Source organism: Kibdelosporangium banguiense, assembly GCF_017876405.1.
Taxonomy (GTDB): Bacteria; Actinomycetota; Actinomycetes; order Mycobacteriales; family Pseudonocardiaceae; genus Kibdelosporangium; species Kibdelosporangium banguiense.
This window is the reverse complement of sequence record NZ_JAGINW010000001.1, coordinates 10,426,212-10,441,809: the sequence shown is the minus strand read 5'-3', so window position 1 is coordinate 10,441,809 and position 15,598 is coordinate 10,426,212. Positions and strand designations below refer to the sequence as shown.

Here is a 15,598-nt window from a genome sequence, read left to right as displayed (position 1 = left end):
TACAGGCATGAGTGGGGCGTTTACCAAGGCAGGGAAATTAACACCATCGGGGGGCCATAAGGCGGTCCGGTCCCGGCCATCGTCGATCTTCTCGCAGAACTCGTTCTTCTCGAAGAAGAACCCGGTCTTCCCGAAGAAGAAGACCAAGAAAGAGCCCTGGCTCAGCGGATTCGGCGAGCAGACCAAGACGTTCTTCAAGTTCGGGGCAAGGCGAGTCGAGATCCTGTTGCTGAAGGACGCGCACAGCGGTGCCGTGATCGGGACCTCGTATCCCACCAAGCAAGAGGACACCTTGCAGGTGACCAAGTGGGCCGGAGTCCCCAAGCGCACCTCGGACGTGTCATACCTCAAGAACCTCGGCGCGAAAGGGAAGTCGGGCAAGCAGGGCAAGACAGGCAAGCAGGAGCGGGTGCCGTCCCCCTGGGCGGGAAGCCAGTTCTTCTACACGCACGCCCATGCCAACAAGAAGATATTCGCTGTCTCGCTGAAGGCGACGAAGAAACAGCCCGCCCAGAAGGTGCTCATCGATGGGGCGACCTACGCACGGCTGCTTGCCCGCAGCCCGTTCCTGCGGAAGTTCTTCGCGAAGAACCCGACCATGATGCTGGTCATGCTCTCCTGCAGTGTGGCGCATCCGGAGGCCGTATCAGGGAAGACCGCGGTCGAGAAGTTGCGCGAACTGGGTTTCACGGGGGACGTTTTCGCACCGAGCGGAAAAGGCACCCGGCTCGTGTCGGGTGACGAGAGAACAAGTCGGTACGGCGTCCAACCGGACACGACTTCCAAGGGCGAACCCGTGCCCGGCGAGTTCGTCGGATTTCCCGGCACGACTGTCCGGCAAGAAGAGGAGTGAGGGAGAATGGTCGTCATGGTGGATCAGCAGCCAGCGCCGGAGGACACCGCGGACTGGGCCGTACTGCTCGACCCGGGATGGCAGCCCAGTACCGAGGACGAGGTCCCGCCCGTCCAGGCGATCGTCGGCGGCTGGTCGCTCGACGAGGAGGGCAACCCCGGCCGGTTCGAGCCGAACCCGCAGTACGTGCCGTCCGACGCGTCCTCCCCGACCGACCTGGCCGATGCCGTGATGCACATGATCATCGCGGGTGAGGCCGACGTGGCGGTACTGATCGACGTACTCGGTGAGTCGACCATGGAGATCGCGGTGGACGAGGAGGGCTATCCGCTGGTCGGCCCCGCCCCGGACGACGTGCCGTGTGTCGCCGTGATCACCTCGGAGCCGCACCGTGAGCGTGTCGGTGCCGAGCATTGGGCGACGGTCACCATCGAGGAGCTCGTCGAAGGTCTGCCGCCGGACACCGACATCCTGCTGAACCCGGGCAGCCCGGCCTCGACCCGGATAGTCGCCCATACTCTCCGGGAGAGCATCGCCGGCAATTCCTGACCAGCCGCCATGGCCGCCGGGCACCCGGCGGCCTGGCAGGCAATGCGCGGTCAGCTCACAAGCACTGCTCGTCACCAGGTGACAGGCAGGCGCCACAGTGCCCGGACAGCGGCGCTCTGCCTCCATTCGAGTTCGGTGTGCGGGACTGCGACGTCGAGCTCGGGGTAGCGGCGCACCAGTGCGGCGAGCGCCATCCGCATTTCGGTTCTGGCCAGCTGGGCGCCGATGCAGAAGTGCGGGCCGTGGGTGAAGCTCAGGTGTTGCGACGCGTTGGCTCTGGTGATGTCGAGCTGGTTGGGGTTCTCGAACACGGCGGGGTCGCGGTTGGCGATGTTGGGCACGCCGATCACGGCGTCCCCGGCCTCGATCAGGTAGCCGTCGATGTCGACTTCCTCGGCCGCGATCCACGGGATGGTCGCCAGGATCTGCTTGTCGTAGCGCAGCAACTCCTCGACGGCGTTGTCGGCGAGTTCGGGATTCCGCCGTAACAGGTCGAACTGGCCAGGGTTGCGTGACAGCGCGACGATGCCGTTGGAGAACTGGTTGAGGGTCGTTTCGAACCCGGCGACCAGCAGGGTCTGAATGTTGATCACGAGTTCGGCTTCGGTCAGCCGATCACCCTCGTCATGCACTTCGACCAGCGCGGTGGTCAGGTCGTCGGCCGGGTGTGCACGCTTGGCCGCGACCAGTCCGGCGAGATAGGCGCCCACCTCCTGGTGGGTGGTGGCCATCTCCTCCGGTGCCCCGGCGGTCATGAACCGGTGCGCCCATCCACGCAGGTTCGACCGGTCCGACTCGGGCACGCCCAGCAGTTCGCAGATCACCGTGATCGGCAGCGGCGCGAAGAACATCTCCATCAGATCGGACGGCTTGTCGAAGCTGTCGAATCCGTCCAGCAGGTCGTCGATGATCGACTGGATCCGCGGGCGCAACCGCTCGACCATGCGCGGAGTGAACGCTGCGGCGAGCAACCGCCGCACCCTGGTGTGCTTTGGCGGATCCATTACCGAGATGACGTCGGTGACACCGACAAGTGCCGGCACAGTGACCGGAGCGTCCGGACTCGTGACCGGCTGCCGAGCGAACCTCAAGTCGGACATCACCTGCCGGTTGGCGTGGTAGCCGAGTGCCAGCCAGACTTCCTTGCCACCCTCGGCCATTCGCGCTCTGGCCATCGATCCCTCGGCGAGCAGGCGCAGGCCCTCAGGGTCGGTGTCGTGGCCGGGCGGCGTATCGAACGGGAAGGCCGGAAGCGTGGATACAGCCTGTGTCTCAGTCATGATTACCTGTCCCCACTCTCTGGTACCCGGATTTTCCCGCCGAAAACGAGACGGCGATAGCGCCGTTTGCCGACGTGGTTTCCACCGGTGAAAGACGGGCGTGGGCGCACCGCGCCGGTTCCGTGTTCAGCCATCACAAGCGACGATCCGTCCGCGCACCTGCGTAATCGGGTCCGTGCGGCCGGCCTGGCATCAGACGGCAGCGGAATGCGGATGGACGTCCTGAGTGGACAGATACAGCAGTTCACCGGTTGCGCCGCCGAAGCGGCCGGCCGTCCGCCTGGCGAACCTTTCCTGGATATGAGTGTCGTGGCGGTATTGCTGCGGGAGTTCCTGGCGGGGACGGAACGCGCGCTCAGCGCCCGGTTGCGCCAGAGCCACCCCACCGAGGCACACGATCACGCGGGGAGCCCAGGTGTTGTCCGCCGCGGTGATCGCGTACACAGTGGCATAGCGACATCACGTCCGGGTGGGGCACTGGCAGGCAGTTGCCCGGATCCGCGCCCCTGCCAGTTCGGCGTGGCGCGGGCTCGATACCGGCCGAGTTCAAGATCTTCCCAACCGTCGATGCGGCGATCGGATGTCCGAGCCCGACGAGCTCGCCCTGGATCCTTCTGTGCCCCCAGCGTGGATTTTCCCGGGCCAGGCGAAGGACAAGCTTCTTGATCGTTGCATGGGTGGGTGGCCGTCCGGTGCGTTGTCGGAGTGCGCTGTAGTCCCACTTCCAGGCGACGAATCTACGGTGCCAGGCGAGGATCGTCGCGGGTTGGACGGGGAAGGCGTGCCAGCGGTGGCGGGGGAGTAGCGAGGAAAGGGCGGTGAACCAGAAACGGTCCATTGGTTCGTACCGGACTTGACCAGTGATTTGGCGGCGGAGGACTGCGTTCTCGTGCCGGAGCACGAGCAGTTCAGCGTTCTTGGTGCTGTCCTGGCGTAGCAGCACGGCGGGGACGGACAGCAATCGTCGGGTCAGGTGGTACAGCAGCGACACGATCACTGGAACGTAGTCTCAGCGCCTGATCTGATGGCCTGACCAGGCGCTACGACTTTTCGAGCGGTTCAGGTTTCGAAGAAGTCGCAGCCCAGCAGGACTTCCGCCTGGGAACGGAGGAACTGGGCCCAGATGCTGGACGCGCGTTCGGGTGCGGGGTCGATGCCGGTGTCGGTGAGGATCTGCCAGACGGTCGAGGCGGCGAGTTTGATGCCGAGGACGAGGAGTTCGCCGTGGATGCGGCGGTAGCCCCAGTTCGGGTTTTCCTTGGCCAGGCGCAGAACCAGGACTCGAATAGACCGGATGGTGCGCGGTCGGCCCGGGCGTTTCGGTCTCGACATCCTGGCGTGGTGTCGGCGGAGTAGGTCGCGGTGCCAGCGCAGGATGGTGTCGGGGCGTACCAGTAGGCGGAGTCTGTGCAAGATTTGGCGTGGTAGTCGGTGCAGGAGCGCGGTGAGTAACGCCCGGTCAGCCGGGCTGAACCGCACCCTGGTGTCGCCGAGTTGCCGTTGCAGTACTCCGATCTGGTGGCGCAATGCGAGGATCTCGATGTCTTTGTCCCGGTTGCTCACCGGGATCAGGCGAAGTAGGGCGAAGGTGTTGGTCAGGCCGAGGTAGGCCAGTCGCAGCAGCACGGCCGGTCATCCTGCCGTAGGACCGCCGAACGGTAAGTGGACGGTGCTGATTCACCGTGTGCAGCGTCTGACCAGCACGGATGAGATTTTCGGCAAGCGCAACGTTCCTCACGCTGCGGCCGGAACAGGCTGCCCGGTTGTTCGGCTCGGTACGGCACCCAGACGCCACGGACCCCTCAGTGGCGCACGACTGACCATCCTTTGTGGACCCGCGAAGATGGCTCAAGAAGGACCACGTGACCGGCAAAACCAGGCAGGGCAGGGGCAGGGCGGTTGCAGGTAGTGCGGCAGGGCGACGTGGGTGGTCCGGTCAGCGACCTCGCTGTCACCCATGACGGTGCCTCGTGGGCGTGGGTCGTCGGAGACCGGCTATGGGTAGGTGATCCCGTTGGCGCTGACCAGGGTTCGGCGCCTCTGCCGGGTGAGGCCGCTTACCGGTGGTTGCCGTCCGGGCGAGGTCCGTGCGTGGCGAACGGCACCGGTGACGAGGTGCGGGTGGAGATCCGCACGCTGGACACTCGGGGTGCTCGGCGCGAACGAAACCGTTTGTTCCACTGTCAGGTTCGTCGGGATGTTCGCGGGGTACCGCGGCAATGGAGCGTACGGGGTATTCGCGCAGTAGCTCGGCCGCTTGGTCGGGTTTCCGGGCGACGGTCGCCTGCATGATCTTGCAGGTGTTCTCTGATTGTGTAGCGGCCGGGCGCGACGGACCATTGCCGGTAGAGCTTGGCCTCGTCTCGAAGGGCTTGGCGATCTCGACCAGGCGCCGGTTCTTGCCACCGCCGAGCAGGGCGACGTTCTCGTGCCGGAGCACGAGAACGTCAGTGCCTTGACGAGCCGCTACAGCTTTCGAGCGGCACAAGATGCCAGCAAGATCACGGAAGATCGAGTCTAAGGCGCGAGGAGGTACCACCATTGGCTTGTGTAGCCGTCGCGGCATTCGGCTATCACTACTGGGGTTCCTTTCGCGTTGGAGCCCAGGTCCATGCATTTGCCGTTGCCGCCGTAGTTTCTGATGGTTCGGTCGGAATAGCGAACCCACTGCTGGCTGGAGTAGAGGTAGTGGCAGTCGGTGATCCCGACGACTGTTCCCGACGCGTTCGAGGCGATGTCTGCGCAGTAGCCGTTGTAGTTGCGGAAGGTTTCGGTGCCTTCGTAGCTGTAGAAGTACCACCACTGGCTGGTGTAGTTCGGGGAATGGCAGTCGTTCATGCCGATCACGGTGCCGGGCCGGTTGGCGGCGATGTCCATGCAGTAGCCGTTGTAGTTCTGGATGCGCCAAGGCCCTGAGATGCCGGTGATCCCTTCCGCCTTCGCCCACGGCGGTCTGGTGTCCTCTGCGTCAGCCAGGGCATTTGACGCGAACAGCAAGGCCGTTACCACTGCGACGACAGAGAACAGTCTTCTGGCAAGCATTTTTGACCCCCTATGTTCGAAACCCCGCCTTCTCTGAGCATGCCAGTAGTGGCTCACGCTTGTATAGATGTGAGTGTCAGTGAGCGGTGGGTGGGCGAAACCCATGGATTGGTAAAGCTTTGAGGTGCTGGGTGGGTGTAGTCACCTCGCGCGCAGACGATCGATGTTCGGCTGCTCATGTTTTCCAGGCGTGCCAAGGCAAAGAGACATGCTGTGTGGGCCTGGGTTTCAACCCGGCACTGGCCCTGGACCTCGAGCCGACCAGGGTGCGGGCCACCGCCCTGGCGATCAACGCCCACCTCGCCGTCGTGCAGGGAGACATCCCCGCCGCCACGGCCATGGCGCAGGAGTGCCGGGACTGGGCCCAGTCGCGAGGCGAGGAGGCGGTACTGGCCTACGCCGTCTTCGTCCAGGGAGCCGCCGCGAGGTTCAGCGGCGACCTCCCACGCGCACAGACGCTGCTGGAGGATGCTCTGGCACGTTTCCAGGCCCTCGGCGAACTGAACAGCACCGTGGTCATCGCCTACGTCACGCTGTTCGGAGTAGCCGTGTTCCAAGGGGACTTAACGAGCGCCGTCGCGCTGGGCCGGCACGCCCGTGCGCTCTGCGGGCAGCACGGCGAGCAATGGGCCCGCGCCGCGATGGCGGCCATTCGAACACTCGTGTGGTCGGAGTCAGTCCGTTTCACCCGCCAGTTCCGTGGCGATGCCTGAGGCGATCGTGTACGTGTCACCGAGTGGGCGGGTCGGATGCGCCGCTGCGCGCCGCGCCCAGTTGTCCGCGCGCGAGCACCAGTCGTTGAACACCGGCGGGATGCCAAGATCGACCGTCTTCGCCAGTTCGGTGAACCACCGCTGCCATCGTGCGCGGTAGTACTGGCCGACCAGGCCGTGCCAGTCGCGGTTGGCGTACTCATGGAGGACCCCGCAACCCTTGATCGTCCAGATCGTGAGGATCGATCTGGCGTTCCACAACAGGATCTCCTCCTCGAACGGGGTGCTGGCCCACGCTGTCGCGCGCTGCTCCCACGGCCCGAGCATCCACTGTTCATGGGTGCCGAGTATGCGGTCGGTCAGGTCGGCGTAGTGCAGGAAGCGTTCGCCGAGTCGTTCCACGTCGAGTCGGTTCTTCGCCTGGTAGGCCGAGCGCACCCGGTCCAACAGCTTGCGGGCGCGGTTGGCCAGCACCTGCCGGGTCACGTCGACCAGGTCGTACCGGTAGGTGCTGAGTTGGCGCAGCATGGGATGCACCCGAAGCAGCGCCGTGAGGGCGGGTTCGAACTGCTCCGGCGGATAGCGCCATATCTTGGGCGCGAACGACGACGCCGAGGTCACCGTCAGTGCGGGTTCCGCGGCGAACGGCGTCTCGTAAGGGCCGTCGCCGCTGGTGTGCCCGGTCGAGGAGTACGAGTAGGCAGTGTTCAGTAAGACCCGCCAGGCCGTCAGCGCGTTCTGGTCGGCGGTCCCGTAGCGCCGCCGCACGTAGTCGGCGATCCACCCGTCAAGCTCCACCGGCTGGTCGTGCCAGGTCATCTCCGCGAGCAGGTCTGCGACGACCGGGTTGTGGTAGGTGCCCTCCAACACCATCGCGGTACCGGTGAGCCGCTCGCGATCGGGTGCGTTGCGCACAGCGGGCAGGGTGCGTCCGGGCTCGACGAGGTTGCCGAACATGCCGAGCCGGCCACCGAAGTTCTGGATAGTGCCCCACGCCCACGGCGCGCCCCAGAAAGTGTTGGTCTTGTTCCACAGTGGACCGTCGTCGGAGTCCAAGTCCAACACGATGACCCGGTTCTTGTCGATCGACTCGATCAGCTCCTTGCGCGGGTTGTCTTGCCACGCCTGGAGAAGCCAGGTCGCATTGGGCACCGCCTTGGTGAGCGCGTTCTGCACCTCCCGCCCGGCATCGCCGATCTTGACGTCTCCGAGCACCCCGCCCTCGTGCATCAGGTCGTTGGAGTAGTGCGTCGTGGTGCCGAAATGCGTGGCCTGCAAGCGGTAGAACTGTTCGGCGAGCCGCGGCCACAGTGGATCAGTGGCCGCCAGCCACCACGGCCTCGGATGCCCGGCGGAGTCCTCCTGCGGGATCACCTTGGCGAAGGGGTTGCGCTGCGCGAAGACGCGGTCCGGCACGTGGCCGATGAAAGCCGGGAACACCGGGGTGATGCCGAGCTGCCACATGCGTTCGTTGATCCGCCGGCCGAGCTCGGCGCGCTTGTGCAGCAGCTCCACGCTCACCGGGCCGCTGTAGGCGGACTCGCCGTCGTCATAGCCGGTGATCTCGCCGTACCACTGCCATGGCTGGTGCGCGGGCTGCGCGATCCATTGGCGCACCTCGTACTCGTTGAGCCCGAAGCCCTGGAACAGCTCGTACCAGATGATCTCCTGGCCCACCATGGACAGCACGCGGTTGTAGCCGCTGGCGGCGAGTAGGTCGAGCTCGCGCTCCCAGTCCTGCCACGACCAGAACGGCATGGTGTAGCCGAAAACCGTGAAGTTGTAGGCATAGCGGTCGGTCAGCGACGTCGTCCTGGTGATCGGCTGGCTCGGCGCGGGCAACAGACGGGGGAGGTCGAGCCGGTCACCGTTGGTCGACAGGTGCCCACCCGCGACGTACTTGAGCCACCAGCCGAATCCCGACATCAGCGCGACCGGGCTGCTCGCGCCCAGTTCCACGGCGCCGCGTTCACCCGCGATGTCGAAGACGTCATAGGCTCCGTTCGGAGGTTCCAAGGGGCGTAGGTCGAATTGTTGCGCCCATCCGGTATTCCCGCCGAGCAAACGGGTGATCGCCGCTCTGAGCGCTGTTGCGTCGAATGTGCGGGGCGGACGCGAGGAATCCGCTGACGTCAAACCGGGGGTGACCGCCCCCAGTGCTCCGGCCAGCGCGGTCTGCAGGAAGCCGCGGCGGTGGAAACGCGTCATGTGATCGCCTCCAATGCCGGTTTCCCTGTACCGCTCGAAAAGTCATCGCGGCTGGTCAAACCACGTATCGGTCTTCGTTGGTGACGCCGCCGACGAACGGGAACATGGCGGCGCGCCGCAAGCACTGCTCGCGCACTGTCACCACTACGCCGTCCTGCGCAACCAGATCACCGCGGGTCCGAGGCCCGCGCCAGGGTTTGAAGACTGTTCGGTCCCCGCATCCTCAGGGTCTCACGAACGAGCACAGTTATGCCGCTTGACGTGCAGCGATGACTTTTCGAGCGGTACAGGGATCGGCCGCCAGTACTGCCGCTTCCAGCCGACGCAACTCACGCCCCGGTTCGATCCCTAATTCGTCGACCAACGCGGTCCGGGCGCGCTGAAAGGCCGCGAGCGCGTCAGCTTGGCGGCCCGACCGGTACAGCGCCAGCATGAGCAGTTCCCACAACCGTTCCCGGAACGGATACCGGATCACCAACGGCTCCAACTCACCAACGAGGGGGAGATGCTCACCCACTCTCAGCCGGGCACTGATCAAGTCTTCAGTGGCGGCCAGTCTGGTCTCGGTCAGGTGGGCCGCTTCGGCGCGCACCCACTCGCCCGGTCGGCACTCGACCAACGGGTCCCTCCGCCACAGCCCCAACGCCTGGCGCAGCAACTTCACCGCGGTTTCCGTCGCTCCCTCTGCCAGCGCCTCCCGACTCTGATCGACCATCGTCTCGAAACGAACCACGTCGGCCGCCTCGGCCGGGGCGAGCAGCACATAACCAGGCCCCTGGGCGGCGATCAACCCCGCCAAGCTCGCGTCCTGCAACTGATGCCGCAAACGCGCAAGATGGCTATGCAGCGTCTTGGTGGCCGTCGGCGGAGGCAACTCCCCCCACAAGGCGTCGACCAGAGCCTCCCGTGACACCGTCTCACCAGGCCGGACCCCCAACCGAGCCACCAGGGTGCGTTGAACAGACCCGTGCAGCACCACCAGACCACGCGCCGCGGCCATCTCCAGCGGCCCCAACAACCGAATATCAATATTCGCTGACATCACGTCCCCGTACGGCTAGCCTTATCCGGCAGTACAGCTATTCCGGAGATCTCCATAATATCTGAAGGCCTAGAACCAGACGAACTGAAACTCGATTCGACTAATAGCGAAGCAAGATGCCGTGAAGCCACCTCCAAAGGCGCCATTTGGCCAATGACACAATTTCGCGATGCCGGAGGCGTTGATATCCGCGTATTGGGGTCGGTGGAGGCCACCAGACCGCACGGCTTGGTGGAGCTGTACGGAGGTGGTCAGCGAACGCTGATTGCCCGCCCGCCTTCTGATGGACCCGAGCAGACGCTGCTGCCTCCGGTCGCTGCGCGGCAAGACTGGTCGCAAGCCGGGAAACAGCCGAGGGCGCAAGGGTTTTTGCTGGAACTGGTCGACGATCCAGACGAGATCATCATCGCCACCTGCCCGAGTGCTGCCAGGGCTGCGGCAGCGGGCTGGAGGCGGCGGTGCCGGCGGGCGTAGTGCGCCGCCAGGTCACCCATATCGCCCCCGGCGTTGGCTACGGTCACCGAGCACCGCTTACACCAGCATCGCTGCGGGTGCGGGCAGCTCACCGCCGCGCTGGCCCCTGCCGGTGTCGCTGGGGCACCTGCATGAACAGATCCTGCGAGCCGACCCGGCTCTTGACGCGGTCGTCCCGGACACGGCGGGCGGTGTCCGCACAGAGGTCGTTCAGGCACCGGCCGGGCCCGGGACGACTGAGCAGGGGCAAACACCGGCCTGGCACGCGCGGCGTTCCCGGTGTGCCAGCTTCCGCCCGCCGTCACTGGCGTCCCAGGTGCTCCGGAACGCCGCAGCTGTGTTCCGGAGCAACAGCGACCGAAGAAACGAAGCCGAATGCCAGCAGCTACTGGGTGGGCTGGATATCGCCCACCACGATGCCGTCGCGGCGCGCCTCCACCGGGGGCATGCCGTGGCTGTGGCGGTCGCTGGATGCCAGCGAACAGGTCAAGGCAACGTGGGGAGATCCTGCACCAACTGGATGTGCGGGCGAGCTCATCAACCTCTTGCTGACCGCGCTGCCTGACCACAGCGACGAGCCCTCAACGGACCAGCAATACGCCATCGAGAACCTGCATTCCGCCCTGCGGCACTGCCCGCTCTCTTGGACGGCAACGCACACGTTGTCACCACACATCCCCGCCGCCTCGACGGCGCACCGGCGGACCTTCCCAGCGGCACTCTGGGGTTCGCGCGACCAAGGCATGGCTGGCAGCTCCTCGTTGATGTCGGGTTGCGCGACCCCGCAGCCGCTCTGCAGCCCCATTGCAGTCGACTGTCGGTGCACTGGCTGACACAACGAGTCGACGACTCACTTCCGCGTTTCCTTATTACACAAGGAGCACGACCAGTGTTCACGACCGCACCAGCAGGCTTGAGCCTCTCCCGACGCCAATTTGCCATGCTCCAGGCTATCGCCGCGGGTCGCGGCGAGATCACCGGCAGTTGCGAACCCGATCTGTTCATCGACGGCCTGGCCTGCTGCGACCAGAGCGCCGCCCACCACCTCGCGCACGCCGGCCTCGTGCATGCCACGTGCGCAGCGGATGTGGGTCAGCGCGTTCCTGCCGAACTCACCGCCCCGGGCCACGCCGTACTCGCGACGCTGGCAAACACGAACTGGCCGGCGCACCACTCCCGGACAGGCGCCTTCGACCCGCCCCACCGCATCGGTGCGCTGCCCGAGGGCCTGGGGCAGCGAGATCGTCGAGTGCGACGCGGAAACACCCTGCGGCACGCCGCCGAGAAGCCATCCGGGCAAGCAGGCCGCCTCGACAGAGGCCATTGCCACCCGGAACACCACCACCGTTCGCGACCGGGAGGCTGCCGCATGACCATCGCGCCACTCACCACGCCGTCACCCGTTAGATCCAGCCCGGAAAGGGACCAACGAGATGTTGCTCTACGAAGTTCTGGCCAGAACCCAAATGCGCGAGGCGGAACAGTTCGCCCACCACCACCGGATGGCTCGCGAGCTCCGCTCCAGCCGACGATGGCGCAGACTGGCCACATGGGCCCAGCAGAAGGCCGAGCGGGCCGAGCGTTCGCTGTGACTGGCGACTGTGCCGTGCCGCTCTCCCTCTCTCCGGGGCCGAGAAACGATGCTCATGGGAGCCTGTGGACAGCAGAGTTTCCAAACAGGGGCGCCCGATCAGGGGATGGCGAGAATCGCAGAGCGAAGTGTCGTTTTGAACCACAACGAACCAGACGACGTCGGTTGCCAGCACCAAGGTCAATTGGTTCGACGCCAAGCGAGGTTCTCCGCGCAGCGAGCCCATCACATTGTCGACCCACCCGACCAGATACGTCATAAGAGCAGTATCCAAGCCTCGGCGGATTCACATGGTCGTCGCAATACGGTCTGGTTAGGACTGTAGCGCCTAGGGTGAGCATCCACGAATACCGTCGGTGCGACCTAGAAGATGTCGGCTAGTTCCGGGTCGTCGGGTGGCAAACACTGCCGTGTTCCGTTGTGAGAGTAGTCCGTTGTCGACGGAAGCCCGGGACGGTGGTCCGAGTTGTTCTGTCAATCACTGGACCAACAACCGCCTGCGATCGGGGTACAGGACCCGCGGCCGTACGGCAACCCCTCCATAACCAGGTGGTGTCTCATTGGTGGTGAAAGGCGTAAGTGTGCAAACGCGCTGGCTGTGGGATGGGAGGCGAGTCGTGGTAGCCGCCGGTCGTCCCGGAGTGATCTTTGCCCAGCCAGGATTGGGTTCCGAAAGCAGTGAGATCGCCGCGATCACGTCGCGTCCGGCCACCCCGAAATTGACTGGTCATCGTAGGCAGCGAAAGGAAGGGTCGGGCTTTCCGGAGGCTCGGAATGGAGAAGGAATGCGGGGCGGTGACGTAGGACTGGGAGACGGTGCCCGTCGTCTGGTGGGGCGCGTGCGGGAGAAGGAGTTGCTCGAGCAGGTGCTCCTCGATCGTCCGCGCGACGAGGTGACCCGAGTGATTGAGGTCGTGGGCGAGCCGGGCATCGGCAAGTCCCGGCTGTTGGGTGAGATGCGCGCTGGGGCGTGTCGTCAGGGCTGGATGGTGTTGGCCGGTCATGCCACGGAGCTGGAACGTCACAACTCGTTCGGGGTCTTTCTTGATGCGATGGGTGATCATGTCGCCTCGCTCGACCCGCATGATCTCGCCGGGCTCGGGACTGAACTGGTGGGTGAGCTCGCGATGGTGTTTCCGGGGATCTTAGTGCCACGGGACTCTGCGGAGGCCACACACGAACGCTTGGCCCTCGGCGTCGAGCGTTACCGGTTGCACCTGGCGATATGTGCTCTGCTGGGGCGCCTGGCGTCTCCCTTGGGGTTGGTGCTTACCCTGGACGATCTGCATTGGGGAGATGTCGCCTCGTTCGAGCTGCTGGGGTATCTGCTCCGCCACCCACCTCGCGTGCCCGTCGTGCTGGTACTTGCCTACCGTCCCGGTCAGCGACCTGGTCGGCTCGCTGCCGTGCTCACCCAGGCCATGCGGGAAGGGATGGTTCGCCGGATCGAGCTCGGTCCGCTCAGCCTGGACGAAGTCGCCGAATTCCTTGGTCCCGATGTCGACCGGGTACGGTGCCGGGTCCTGCACCAAGCCAGCGGTGGCAACCCGTTCTACTTGGAAGCGCTGGCCCGTGTTCCCGAGGTGCAGTTACCTACGTCGGCGGTGGCGGAGTCGCGGTCGGGTGCTTTGCTGACTGCCCAATCGCGAAGCGCGGTGTTGTCGCTCGATGATGTTCCTGCCGTTGTTCGCGCGAGTCTGCAAGCCGAACTGGCGATGTTGCCCGAGCGGGTCCGCTTGGTCGCGCACGCGTCCGCTGTTGCTGGTGATCCCTTCGAGCCTGATCTCGTGGCCGCGGTCGCGGGACTGAGTCGTCAGGGGGCCGACCTGGCTCTGGACGAACTGGTCGCCCGTGATCTCGTCCACCCGGCGGGCCCTGGCCGTTTTTCCTACCGCCACCCGATAGTACGCGCCGCCGCGTACGAGGACGCTGGCGCTGGCTGGCTGGTACGGGCTCATGCCAGGGCGTGGAACGCACTGGAGGAGCGGGCGGCTTCGGTGGTGCGGTGTGCGCCCCATGTCGAGCATGCGGCGCTTTCCGGGAATGACAAGGCGATCGCGGTGCTGGTCGCCGCCGCCAAGGCGGTGGCCGGCCGGGCACCGGCCGATGCCGCGCATTGGTTGTCCGTGGCACTGAGGTTGCTGCCCGATGAGGGCGAGGGCGACGTACGCCGCCTGGAGTTGCTCACGGACATGGCGACGTTCCTCGGGATCAGCGGCCAGTTGTGGCAGGCCAGGGACGTCCTGCATGAGGTGTTGAGGCTCCTGCCCCGCACGGCGGCGGATCGGCGGGTGCGGGCGGTCTCGTTCTGCGCCGCGCTCGAACATCTGCTGGGCCGGCACGCCGAGGCAAGTGCTCTGCTGCTGACGGAACTGCGAGGACTGCCTCAGCTGGAGGACGGCGGCGCGACGGCGCTGCAGCTCGGCCTGGCTGAGGCCAGCCTCCGGCGTGGCGACGTCGCCGGTGCCCGCACCTGGGCGGGCACCGCTCACATGCTTGCCAACCGTCATGAGGATCGCGCCGCGCGGGCGACCGCAGCCAGTTTCGCGGCCTACGCCGACTATCTCGCCGCCGACATTCCAGCTGCGCTCAAGCACTGTGACCATGCGGCCCTGCTGGTCGACGGGCTGACCGACGGCGAGTTGGCGCAGCGGCTGGACAGCGTGGCGTGGCTCGGTTGGGCCGAGCACGATCTGGAACGCTATGACGCGGCAGGGCGGCATCTCGAACGCGGCCTCGCGCTGGCCCGCGCCACCGGTCAGAACTATCTGCTGACCACTCTGCTGGTCAGTCGTGGCAGCGTGTTGTTGTGGCAAGGGCTGCTGACACAGGCTGAAGACTGCTTCGCTGACGCGGAAGAGGCCGCATTGCTGGTGCGCAGCCAGTGGTTGCACGCGTTCGCGCTCGCCATGCGGTGCCGAGTGGCGGCGTTGACCAGGGAACCCGATCAGGCGCTGCGGTTGGGACAGCAAGCGTGCCGTCTCGCCGGACCGCCTGCCGACTGGCTGTCACTGTGGACGGCCAAGCTTCTCGCACACGCCCACCTGATGACCGGCGATCCCGATGAATGTTCGTCCATTCTGGACATCGCCGGTAGCGACCCGGAGCTATCGACGGTCGATCCGGCTCGCCGGCCGGCCTGGTTCGAGTTCCTCACCACAGCCGCCCTGGCCCTGGACCGCGCGGCGGAGGGCGAACAATGGGCCACGCGCGCCGAAGCAGCGGCCACCAGCCTGGTGGCGCTGCCGGGCCGCAGGGCGTTCGCGCGACTTGCCCGTGCCAGAGTGCTGTACGCCTCCAGCGACCCGGCACACGCCAGTACAACGGCCCGGACGGCCGCCGCGGAGTTCACCAAGAGCGGCAATCCCCTCGACGCGGGCCGAGCCTGGCTGGTGGCCGGCACCGCGACAGCCGCCGCCGGCGAACGGCCCCGCGCCCTGGAGGACCTGGAACAGGCTCGTGCCCTATTTGCCCACTGCGGCGCCAGCGGACTGCAGGAGCGGGCCAGCCGCGAACTGCGCAGGCTGGGGCGCCGGGTGCCGCGCGGCGTTACCGGACAACGCAACCCTCGCGATGCCATCGGACCTGCCGCGCTGACCTCCCGGGAGAGGGAGGTGGCCGAGTTGCTGGTCACGGGGATGACCAGTCGGCAAATCGCCGCGAAGCTGTATCTGAGTCCCCGGACCATCGACCACCATGTCGAGCACATCACCGCCAAGCTCGGCGTCACATCCCGAACCGGCGTCGCCAGCGCGCTTGCCATGGTCGGTGGCGATGTGGGCAGTGTCCCGGATGTCTCTCATTCGTGCCGGCAGGCACGCTGAACTCCTCGGCAGGCACGACCGG

At 65.9% G+C, this 15,598-nt stretch carries 12 protein-coding genes; 5 read left to right on the top strand and 7 right to left on the bottom strand.

The window, feature by feature from the left end; genetic code table 11:
• The first annotated feature begins 7 nt into the window (after nt 1-7).
• Both JOF56_RS46975 and JOF56_RS46970 read left to right on the top strand, forming a co-directional pair.
• A complete protein-coding gene (locus JOF56_RS46975) occupies nt 8-853 on the top strand; it encodes a hypothetical protein (protein ID WP_209645984.1) in 846 nt (281 codons plus the stop codon).
• Between the two features lie 15 nt (nt 854-868).
• Nucleotides 869-1,402 (top strand): type VII secretion system-associated protein, encoded by a 534-nt coding sequence (locus tag JOF56_RS46970; RefSeq protein ID WP_209645983.1) that lies wholly within the window; start codon nt 869-871, stop codon nt 1,400-1,402.
• A 71-nt stretch (nt 1,403-1,473) separates the two neighbouring features.
• Here the strand turns inward: JOF56_RS46970 and JOF56_RS46965 are convergent, their stop codons facing one another.
• The 4 genes from JOF56_RS46965 to JOF56_RS46950 all read right to left on the bottom strand — a co-directional run bounded on the left by JOF56_RS46965 (nt 1,474) and on the right by JOF56_RS46950 (nt 5,724).
• Complete coding sequence (locus tag JOF56_RS46965) at nt 1,474-2,682, bottom strand: cytochrome P450 (RefSeq protein ID WP_209645982.1); 1,209 nt, start codon at nt 2,680-2,682, stop codon at nt 1,474-1,476.
• Between the two features lie 192 nt (nt 2,683-2,874).
• Nucleotides 2,875-3,126, bottom strand: coding sequence for a hypothetical protein (locus JOF56_RS46960; RefSeq protein WP_209645981.1), 252 nt, complete (start codon nt 3,124-3,126; stop codon nt 2,875-2,877).
• Between the two features lie 615 nt (nt 3,127-3,741).
• Nucleotides 3,742-4,308, bottom strand: coding sequence for a helix-turn-helix domain-containing protein (locus tag JOF56_RS58915; RefSeq protein WP_307855576.1), 567 nt, complete (start codon nt 4,306-4,308; stop codon nt 3,742-3,744).
• Between the two features lie 891 nt (nt 4,309-5,199).
• Nucleotides 5,200-5,724, bottom strand: a complete 525-nt coding sequence (locus tag JOF56_RS46950; RefSeq protein ID WP_209645980.1) for an RICIN domain-containing protein — start codon at nt 5,722-5,724, stop codon at nt 5,200-5,202.
• Between the two features lie 215 nt (nt 5,725-5,939).
• Here JOF56_RS46950 and JOF56_RS46945 point away from each other — a divergent pair, with 215 nt between their 5' ends.
• Nucleotides 5,940-6,437, top strand: coding sequence for a tetratricopeptide repeat protein (locus JOF56_RS46945; RefSeq protein WP_209645979.1), 498 nt, complete (start codon nt 5,940-5,942; stop codon nt 6,435-6,437).
• Here the strand turns inward: JOF56_RS46945 and JOF56_RS46940 are convergent.
• The 3 genes from JOF56_RS46940 to JOF56_RS61145 all read right to left on the bottom strand — a co-directional run bounded on the left by JOF56_RS46940 (nt 6,399) and on the right by JOF56_RS61145 (nt 11,485).
• Nucleotides 6,399-8,645, bottom strand: coding sequence for an alpha-N-acetylglucosaminidase (locus tag JOF56_RS46940; protein WP_209645978.1), 2,247 nt, complete (start codon nt 8,643-8,645; stop codon nt 6,399-6,401). The two genes, JOF56_RS46945 and JOF56_RS46940, sit on opposite strands and share 39 nt — an antisense overlap.
• Before the next feature lie 247 nt (nt 8,646-8,892).
• Nucleotides 8,893-9,645, bottom strand: a complete 753-nt coding sequence (locus JOF56_RS46935) for an AfsR/SARP family transcriptional regulator (protein ID WP_209645977.1) — start codon at nt 9,643-9,645, stop codon at nt 8,893-8,895.
• A gap of 1,366 nt (nt 9,646-11,011) precedes the next feature.
• Nucleotides 11,012-11,485: a hypothetical protein gene (locus JOF56_RS61145; RefSeq protein ID WP_209645976.1), complete on the bottom strand. Its 474-nt coding sequence runs from the start codon at nt 11,483-11,485 to the stop codon at nt 11,012-11,014.
• A 109-nt stretch (nt 11,486-11,594) separates the two neighbouring features.
• Here JOF56_RS61145 and JOF56_RS46925 point away from each other — a divergent pair, with 109 nt between their 5' ends.
• Together JOF56_RS46925 and JOF56_RS46920 are read left to right on the top strand one after the other, a co-directional pair.
• On the top strand, nt 11,595-11,753 hold the full coding sequence (locus JOF56_RS46925; RefSeq protein ID WP_209645975.1) for a hypothetical protein: 159 nt from the start codon (nt 11,595-11,597) through the stop codon (nt 11,751-11,753).
• Nucleotides 11,754-12,537: 784 nt separating this feature from the next.
• Nucleotides 12,538-15,576: an ATP-binding protein gene (locus tag JOF56_RS46920; protein ID WP_209645974.1), complete on the top strand. Its 3,039-nt coding sequence runs from the start codon at nt 12,538-12,540 to the stop codon at nt 15,574-15,576.
• Nucleotides 15,577-15,598: the final 22 nt, after the last annotated feature.

Bases quoted from the DNA above. Each gene is read 5' to 3' on its own strand.
- JOF56_RS46920 (WP_209645974.1), top strand. From the start codon at position 12,538: ATGCGGGGCGGTGACGTAGGACTGGGAGACGGTGCCCGTCGTCTGGTG.
- JOF56_RS46975 (WP_209645984.1), top strand. From the start codon at position 8: ATGAGTGGGGCGTTTACCAAGGCAGGGAAATTAACACCATCGGGGGGC.
- JOF56_RS46965 (WP_209645982.1), bottom strand. From the start codon at position 2,682: ATGACTGAGACACAGGCTGTATCCACGCTTCCGGCCTTCCCGTTCGAT.
- JOF56_RS46950 (WP_209645980.1), bottom strand. From the start codon at position 5,724: ATGCTTGCCAGAAGACTGTTCTCTGTCGTCGCAGTGGTAACGGCCTTG.
- JOF56_RS46935 (WP_209645977.1), bottom strand. From the start codon at position 9,645: ATGGCCGCGGCGCGTGGTCTGGTGGTGCTGCACGGGTCTGTTCAACGC.
- JOF56_RS61145 (WP_209645976.1), bottom strand. From the start codon at position 11,485: ATGGCCTCTGTCGAGGCGGCCTGCTTGCCCGGATGGCTTCTCGGCGGC.
- JOF56_RS46970 (WP_209645983.1), top strand. From the start codon at position 869: ATGGTGGATCAGCAGCCAGCGCCGGAGGACACCGCGGACTGGGCCGTA.
- JOF56_RS46925 (WP_209645975.1), top strand. From the start codon at position 11,595: ATGTTGCTCTACGAAGTTCTGGCCAGAACCCAAATGCGCGAGGCGGAA.
- JOF56_RS46940 (WP_209645978.1), bottom strand. From the start codon at position 8,645: ATGACGCGTTTCCACCGCCGCGGCTTCCTGCAGACCGCGCTGGCCGGA.